Origin of the sequence: Streptomyces sp. DvalAA-14 (genome assembly GCF_900091855.1) — a bacterium.
Lineage (GTDB): Bacteria > Actinomycetota > Actinomycetes > Streptomycetales > Streptomycetaceae > Actinacidiphila.
On sequence record NZ_FMCH01000470.1, the window covers coordinates 1 to 7,668 of the forward strand.

7 protein-coding genes and 1 pseudogene are annotated in these 7,668 nt (G+C 72.4%); 6 read left to right on the top strand and 2 right to left on the bottom strand.

From position 1 onward, the window contains the following. Positions 1–245, bottom strand: a pseudogene (locus GA0115240_RS37690) (hypothetical protein); the annotation flags it as partial. A 100-nt stretch (positions 246–345) separates the two neighbouring features. Here GA0115240_RS37690 and GA0115240_RS24510 point away from each other — a divergent pair. The 4 genes from GA0115240_RS24510 to glmM all read left to right on the top strand — a co-directional run bounded on the left by GA0115240_RS24510 (position 346) and on the right by glmM (position 4,782). After that, on the top strand, positions 346–1,968 hold the full coding sequence (locus tag GA0115240_RS24510) for an ABC-F family ATP-binding cassette domain-containing protein (protein ID WP_176725162.1): 1,623 nt from the start codon (positions 346–348) through the stop codon (positions 1,966–1,968). A 281-nt stretch (positions 1,969–2,249) separates the two neighbouring features. Continuing rightward, entirely contained in the window at positions 2,250–2,693 is a 444-nt protein-coding gene (rplM, locus tag GA0115240_RS24515) for a 50S ribosomal protein L13 (protein ID WP_093739712.1), read from the top strand. Positions 2,694–2,732: 39 nt separating this feature from the next. After that, positions 2,733–3,248 carry a 30S ribosomal protein S9 gene (rpsI, locus tag GA0115240_RS24520; RefSeq protein ID WP_093739714.1) on the top strand — a complete coding sequence of 172 codons (516 nt, stop codon included), beginning with the start codon at positions 2,733–2,735 and terminating at the stop codon, positions 3,246–3,248. 175 nt (positions 3,249–3,423) lie between these two features. Further along, positions 3,424–4,782 carry a phosphoglucosamine mutase gene (gene glmM, locus GA0115240_RS24525; RefSeq protein WP_093739716.1) on the top strand — a complete coding sequence of 453 codons (1,359 nt, stop codon included), beginning with the start codon at positions 3,424–3,426 and terminating at the stop codon, positions 4,780–4,782. 94 nt (positions 4,783–4,876) lie between these two features. Here the strand turns inward: glmM and coaA are convergent, their stop codons facing one another. Beyond that, entirely contained in the window at positions 4,877–5,848 is a 972-nt protein-coding gene (coaA, locus tag GA0115240_RS24530) for a type I pantothenate kinase (RefSeq protein ID WP_256069958.1), read from the bottom strand. 235 nt (positions 5,849–6,083) lie between these two features. Between coaA and GA0115240_RS24535 the strand changes: the two genes are divergently transcribed. Beyond that, on the top strand, positions 6,084–6,452 hold the full coding sequence (locus GA0115240_RS24535; protein WP_093739718.1) for a holo-ACP synthase: 369 nt from the start codon (positions 6,084–6,086) through the stop codon (positions 6,450–6,452). A 938-nt stretch (positions 6,453–7,390) separates the two neighbouring features. Then, positions 7,391–7,668, top strand: a 278-nt coding sequence (locus GA0115240_RS24540) for an NAD(P)H-hydrate epimerase (RefSeq protein ID WP_272919928.1), incomplete at its 3' end; no start/stop codon positions are given.

The following is a 7,668-nucleotide window of genomic DNA, read 5'->3' on the forward strand; positions in this document are numbered from 1 at the left end:
CAGGCCGGTCCGGCGCCCGGTGCCTGCGGGGCGCCGGACGACCCGGGGCCGGACGGTGGCGGCGCGGCGTACTGCTGCCGCGGGTCCTCCGGTGGCGCCGTCTGCTGCGGCGGACGGTCGTCGTACTGTCGCTGCGCTTGCGACCGTGAGGGGATGACGCGTCCCTCCAGGACCTCGCGCCTGCCGCCCTCGGGGGCGGTGGAAGGCGAATCCTGTGGTGGCTGCTGCCCGGGCCCTTCAGTCATGTCGCGCATCATATTGCCGTACCGGCCCTTCTCGTGATTCGGGAAGGCGGCGGCGAAAACGACTTGGGACGAATGAGCCGCCCCGGGGAGAATCGCTCCCATGGGACATGTGGAAGCAGCGCACATCGATTACTACCTGCCGGACGGGCGGGCGCTGCTCGGCGACGTCTCGTTCCGGGTCGGAGACGGCGCGGTGGCGGCCCTGGTGGGTCCCAACGGGGCCGGCAAGACCACCCTGCTCCGGCTGATCGCCGGTGAGCTCAAACCGCACGCCGGCACCGTCACAGTCAGCGGCGGCCTCGGCGTGATGCGCCAGTTCGTCGGCAGCGTCCGGGACGACCGCACCGTCCGCGACCTGCTGGTCTCGGTGGCCCGGCCGCGCATCCAGCAGGCCGCCGCGGCGGTGGACGCGGCCGAGCTGGCCATGATGGCGCAGGACGACGAGCCCGCCCAGATGGCCTACGCGCACGCGCTGGGCGAATGGGCCGAGGCCGGCGGCTACGAGTCCGAGACGCTCTGGGACATGTGCACCGTGGCCGCGCTCGGCGTCCCGTACGAGCGGGCCCAGTGGCGCGAGGTCAAGACGCTGTCCGGCGGCGAGCAGAAACGGCTGGTGCTGGAGGCGCTGCTGCGCGGCCCGGACGAGGTGCTGCTGCTGGACGAGCCGGACAACTACCTGGACGTCCCCGGCAAGCGCTGGCTGGAGGAGCAACTCGCCCAGACCAAGAAGACGGTGCTGTTCGTCAGCCACGACCGCGAGCTGCTGGCCCGCTCGGCCGACCGGATCGTGAGCGTGGAGACCGGCGTGGCCGGCTCCACGACCTGGGTGCACGGCGGCGGCTTCGGCACCTTCCACGAGGCGCGCAAGGAGCGGTTCGCCCGCTTCGAGGAACTGCGCCGCCGCTGGGACGAGGAGCACGCCAAACTCCGGGCGATGGTGCTGCGGCTGCGCCAGCAGGCGTCCATCAGCCCCGACATGGCCTCCCGCTACCACGCCGCCCAGACCCGCTTCAAACGGTTCGAGGACGCCGGCCCGCCGCCGGAGCCGCCGCGCGAGCAGGACATCCGGATGCGGCTCAAGGGCGGCCGTACCGGGGTGCGGGCGGTCACCTGCCACCAGCTGGAGCTGACCGGGCTGATGAAGCCGTTCGACCTGGAGGTCTTCTACGGCGAGCGGGTCGCGGTGCTGGGCTCCAACGGCTCCGGCAAATCGCACTTCCTGCGGCTGCTGGCCGGCGATCCGGACGTCGCGCACACCGGCACCTTCAAACTGGGCGCCCGGGTGGTGGCCGGGCACTTCGCCCAGACCCACGCGCACCCCGAGCTGCTGGGCCGGACCCTGGTGGACATCCTGTGGTCCGAGCACGCCCACGACCGCGGCCGGGCGATGTCGGTGCTGCGCCGCTACGAGCTGGAGCGGCAGGGCGACCAGCCCTTCGACAAGCTCTCCGGCGGGCAGCAGGCCCGCTTCCAGATCCTGCTGATGGAGCTGGTCGGCACCACCGCGCTGCTGCTGGACGAGCCCACCGACAACCTGGACCTGGAGAGCGCCGAGGCCCTGCAGGAGGGCCTGGAGTCGTACGACGGTACGGTGCTGGCGGTCACCCACGACCGCTGGTTCGCCCGCTCCTTCGACCGCTATCTGGTCTTCGGCTCGGACGGGCTCGTGCGGGAGTCGGCCGAACCGGTCTGGGACGAGCGGCGGGTGGAGCGCAAGCGCTGAGCGGACCGGCCCGCGGATGGCCCGAGCGCCGGACCGCGGGCAGGCGCGGGACGGTCGCGGCACCGGCGTTTTGACCCGTGCGGGCCCCCACGGGTATCCTCCTAGTTCGTTATGCGTATTGGCTTGCTCTATCTCACGTGAGGGGCCCTTACGCCGGTTCACCGGGCCGATGGACAGCGGCACGCCGACGGGTTGCGTCCCCGAAGGCAGCCAGGGCTGTCGTGATCGTCCGGGTGGCCTTGTCAGGACACACTCACTGAGAAGAAGCGAAGGCTACGACCGTGCGTACGTTCAGCCCCAAGCCCGGCGATGTCACTCGCCAGTGGCACGTCATCGACGCGCAGGACGTCGTCCTGGGTCGTCTGGCGTCCCAGACCGCGTCCCTTCTGCGGGGCAAGCACAAGCCCATCTACGCCCCGCACGTCGACACCGGTGACTTCGTCATCATCATCAACGCCGACAAGGTGCACCTGACCGGCAACAAGAAGACCCAGAAGATGGCCTACCGCCACTCCGGGTACCCCGGCGGTCTGCGTTCCGTCCGCTACGACGAGCTGCTGGACAAGCACCCCGAGAAGGCCATCGAGAAGGCCGTCAAGGGCATGCTTCCCAAGAACACCCTGGGCCGCCAGATGCTCTCGAAGCTGAAGGTCTACGCGGGTGACCAGCACCCGCACTCGGCCCAGCAGCCGCAGCCGTTCGAGATCACCCAGGTCGCGCAGTAGTCCCGGCCACCGCCTACCAGAAAGAATCTGAGGAGAACCGTGGCTGAGACCACTCCCGAGACCGTTGTCGAGGGCGAAGAGTCCTACGACGAGATCACGACCTTCGAGTCGGAGGCCGTCGAGTCGGAGTACACCTCCGAGTCGCTCGCGTCCCGCTTCGGCGACCCGCAGCCGGCCGCCGGCACCGGCCGCCGCAAGCAGTCCATCGCCCGGGTCCGGATCATCCCGGGCAGCGGAAAGTGGAAGATCAACGGTCGCACCCTCGAGGGCTACTTCCCGAACAAGGTGCACCAGCAGGAAGTCAACGAGCCGTTCAAGGTCCTGGAGCTCGACAACCGTTACGACGTCGTCGCCCGGATCAACGGCGGCGGCATCTCGGGCCAGGCCGGCGCGCTGCGCCTGGGTGTCGCCCGCGCGCTCAACGAGGCGGACGTGGACAACAACCGCGGCCCGCTGAAGAAGGCCGGCTTCCTGACCCGTGACGACCGCGCGGTCGAGCGGAAGAAGGCCGGTCTGAAGAAGGCCCGCAAGGCGCCGCAGTTCAGCAAGCGCTGACGCCTCCGGCGGGACCGCACACCCATCCCGCCCGGCGTGTCGAACGCCCCGGAGACACACTGGTGCCTCCGGGGCGTTCGCGTTACGCGCGCGGGGCGTATATGTGTGGTGGTACGACCAGCGGTGTCTGCGTATGCCGGGCCGCCGCACCTCGCACGTCATCGGAGGAACAACAGTGGGACGACTCTTCGGCACCGACGGAGTGCGGGGCATTGCCAACGCCGACCTCACCGCCGAGCTGGCACTCGGCCTGTCCGTCGCGGCCGCGCATGTGCTGGCCGAGGCAGGCGGCTTCGAGGGCCACCGCCCGGTGGCCGTGGTCGGCCGCGACCCGCGGGCGTCCGGCGAGTTCCTGGAGGCCGCCGTGGTGGCGGGCCTGGCCAGCGCGGGCGTGGACGTCCTGCGCGTCGGTGTGCTGCCCACCCCCGCGGTGGCGTATCTCACCGGCGCGCTGGGTGCCGACCTCGGCGTGATGCTGTCGGCCAGCCACAACGCGATGCCCGACAACGGGGTGAAGTTCCTGGCCCGCGGCGGCCACAAGCTCGACGACGAGCTGGAGGAGCGGATCGAGGCGGTCTACGCCGAGCACCGCACCGGCGCCCCCTGGAACCGCCCCACCGGCTCCGGTGTCGGCCGGGTCCGCGACTACCAGGAGGGCTTCGACCAGTACGTGGCTCACCTGATCGGCGTACTGCCCAACCGCCTCGACGGGCTGAAGATCGTGCTGGACGAGGCGAACGGCGCGGCGTCCTGGGTCTCGCCCGAGGCGTTCTCCCGGGCCGGCGCCGAAGTCATCACCATCGGCGCCCAGCCCGACGGCCTCAACATCAACGACGGCTGCGGCTCCACCCACCTGGAACCCCTCAAGGCCGCGGTGGTCGAGCACGGCGCCGACTTCGGCATCGCGCACGACGGCGACGCGGACCGCTGCCTGGCGGTGGACGCGGCCGGCCAGGAGGTCGACGGCGACCAGATCATGGCGATCCTGGCGGTGTCGCTGCGCGACCGCGGCGGACTGCGGGAGAACACCGTGGTCGGCACGGTGATGTCCAACCTCGGCTTCAAGCTGGCGATGGAGCGCGAGGGCATCGCGTTCGTGGCGACCTCGGTCGGCGACCGCTACGTGCTGGAGTCGATGAAGGAGCACGGCTACGCGCTCGGCGGCGAGCAGTCCGGGCACGTCATCGTGCTGGACCACGCCACCACCGGCGACGGCACGCTGACCGGGCTGCTGCTGGCCGCCCGGGTCGCCGAGACCGGGCGCCCGCTGGCGGACCTGGCCACCGTGATGCGGCGGCTGCCGCAGGTGCTGATCAATGTGCCCGACGTGGACAAGAGCCGGGTCGACTCCGCGGCGGAGCTGGCCGCGGCGGTCGTGGAGGCGGAAGCCGAACTCGGCTCGACCGGCCGGGTGCTGCTGCGCCCGTCGGGTACCGAGCCGCTGGTCCGGGTGATGGTGGAGGCCGCCGACATCGACCACGCGCGGACGGTGGCGGGACGGCTGGCGGACGTCGTGAAGTCGGTGCTGGGCTGAGGTCGCGGGGGGGAGCTCGCTGGGCTCAGGCCGCTGCGGGACGCCCGGGACGGGCCCGAGGCCCGGGTACGGACGCGGGCCCCGGCGCGCGGGCCTACAGCTTGCGCAGGCTCAGGCGCTGCACCCGGTGCTGCGGGCCCTTGCGCAGCACCAGCGTGGCCCGGCCCCGGGTCGGGAGCACGTTCTGCTCCAGGTTGGGCTGGTTGACGGTGCGCCAGATCAGCCGGGCGTAGTCCAGTGCCTCGGCCTCCGCCACCTGGGTGTACTTGCGGAAGTAGGACTCCGGGTCCTGGAAGGCGGTCGCCCGCAGCGTGCGGAAGCGCCCCAGGTACCACCGCTCGATGTCCTCGGTGCGGGCGTCCACGTAGACGCTGAAGTCGAAGTGGTCGGCGAGGCCGATCCTGGTCCGGCCGTCCTTGCCGGGCAGCGCGGGCTGCAGCACATTGAGCCCCTCGACGATGAGGATGTCGGGGCGGTGGACGGTTTGCCGCGCCCCGGGCACGATGTCGTAGCTCAGATGCGAGTAGACGGGCGCCCCGACCTCGCTGCGGCCGGACTTGACGTCGGCGACGAAGCGGGTCAGCGCCCGGCGGTCGTAGGACTCGGGGAAGCCCTTGCGGGACATCAGGCCCCGGCGGTCGAGTTCGGCGTTGGGCAGCAGGAAGCCGTCGGTGGTGACGAGTTCGACCCGGGGGTGCTCCGGCCAGCGGGCCAGCAGCGCCTGCAGCAGGCGCGCGGTGGTGGACTTGCCCACCGCGACACTGCCGGCCACCCCGATGACGAAGGGAGTGGCGGGCTGGGCACCCTGGCCGCCGCCCGCCAGGTCGCCGAGGAAGGTGTTCAGGGCGCCGCGCAGACCGCTGTGCGCGCCTACGTAGAGGTTCAGCAGCCGGGACAGCGGCAGATAGACGTCCACCACCTCCTCCAGGTCGATCACGTCCCCGAGGCCGCCCAGCCGCTCCACCTCGTCGGCGGTCAGCGGCAGCGGGGTGCGCTCGCGCAAGGTGCGCCACTGATCCCGGGTCAGATCGACGTAGGGGCTGGTGGGGGCGCTGGTGGTCGGCACCGGGCCATTGTCCAGGGGGCGGGACGGCGCCGCGCGGCGGGGTCGCTGGGCCGGTGACCCGGCTGGCCGATCCGGTACGCGGCCGCTTCGCCGGCCCGGCTCCGGCGGTCCGGCGGCGCCCGGCCGCCGGGCTGCTCCACGGGTGTGCTTCCGGCGGGCGATCCTGGCGATGCGCGGGTGTCGGCCGCCCACCTAAGCTGACGGGCATGTGCGAGTTCGCTGGGGTGATCGTCGGATGATCGTCGGAGTCGGTATCGACGTGGCCGAGATCGACCGCTTCACCGCGGCCCTGGCCCGCACTCCCGGCATGGTCGAGCGCCTCTTCACCCCCACCGAGCTCCACCTCCCCAGCGGCGAGCGCCGCGGCGCGGCCTCCCTCGCCGCCCGCTTCGCCGCGAAGGAGGCCCTCGCCAAGGCCCTGGGCGCCCCACCCGGCCTCCACTGGCTCGACGCCGAGATCACCAGCACCCCTTCCGGCCGCCCCCACCTCTCCGTCACCGGCACCGTGGCCACCCGCGCGGCCGCCCTCGGCGTCACCGCCTGGCACGTCTCCTTGAGCCACGACGCGGGCATCGCCTCCGCGGTGGTCATCGCGGAGGGATAGGGTTCTCCTTTTTTGCCGCCCTCTCGCCTCCGGGCGCTTAGACCCGGTCTCGACGTTCCTCTCTCCTGCGCTCGTTCCTCGCTTGTCGTTCGTCTCTTTCGAAACCGGCGCGCCCTTTGGCTCGCTGGCTACCGGCGAACCCCACGGCGCCAAGTGACCGGTCAAGCGTGCCCTCCGGCGCAGGGTGAGCGAAGGGGCCCGCTTCCGCCTCCGCGATGCGCCCGACGGTCCACCGGTGGCCGCACCCTGCGCCCGACGGTTCGCCGGTAGCGACCGAGCCAAAGGCCGCGCCGGTTTCGAAAGGGAGAACGCGCGCAGTGAGTGAGGTACGAGCGAGCGAGCACGATCGACCGTCGAGACCGGGTCTAAGCGGCCGGAGGCGAGGGCGCGGCAAAAAAAGGGAAAGGGCGGTACCCACACGCCGGACGGCTCCCACCCGACGGCACCCTCGCGCCGGACGGCCCCCACCGCACCCTCGCGCTGCTACGTCCCCCACCCGACGGCACCCTCGCGCCGCTACGGCACCCACCCCGCGGCACCCTCGCGCCGCTACGGCACCCACGAAGCGGTGCCCCGGCGCTCAGACGGCCCCCATCCCCCCGGCGCCTTCCCGCCGGACGGCTCCCGTCTAGCCCCACCCTCCGCACCCCCGGCGCCTTCCCGCCGGACGGCTCCCGTCTAGGCCCCACCCCCCGGCGCCCTCTGCCCCAACGGCCCCCACTTTTCGCGCCTTCCCGCCCGACGGCGCCTTCCCGCGCCCGGCGCCACCCACCCCCCGGGCGCTCCCCGCCTCAATGCTCCGCCCCCGCCTCACCGCCCCACCCCCCACGGCAACGCCCCCCGCGGCTCGCCGCTGGAAGGCGGAAGCGCTTCAGGGGGCGGCGGGCGGCAAAGATAGGGGGCGGGTGGGTCGGGTTGGACGGGAGGCGAGGTTCGGGATGCGGTACGGGCACGGCGTGGAGACGGTTCGGGCGGCGGAGGCGGCGCTGATGGCGGGCGTGCCCGAAGGGGCGTTGATGCAGCGGGCCGCGGCCGGGCTGGCCGCGGCGTGCGGGGATGTGCTGGGGCGGGTGTACGGCGCACGGGTGGTGGTGCTGGCGGGGAGCGGGTCCAACGGCGGGGACGCGCTGTTCGCGGGGGCGCGGCTGGCGCGGCGCGGGGCCGCAGTGACGGCGGTGCTGCTCGCGTCGGACCGTACGCACTCCGGCGGGCTGGC

Coding starts and splice junctions, on each gene's coding strand:
- GA0115240_RS24535 (WP_093739718.1), top strand. CDS start 6,084: ATGATCGTCGGAGTCGGTATCGACGTGGCCGAGATCGACCGCTTCACC.
- GA0115240_RS24510 (WP_176725162.1), top strand. CDS start 346: ATGGGACATGTGGAAGCAGCGCACATCGATTACTACCTGCCGGACGGG.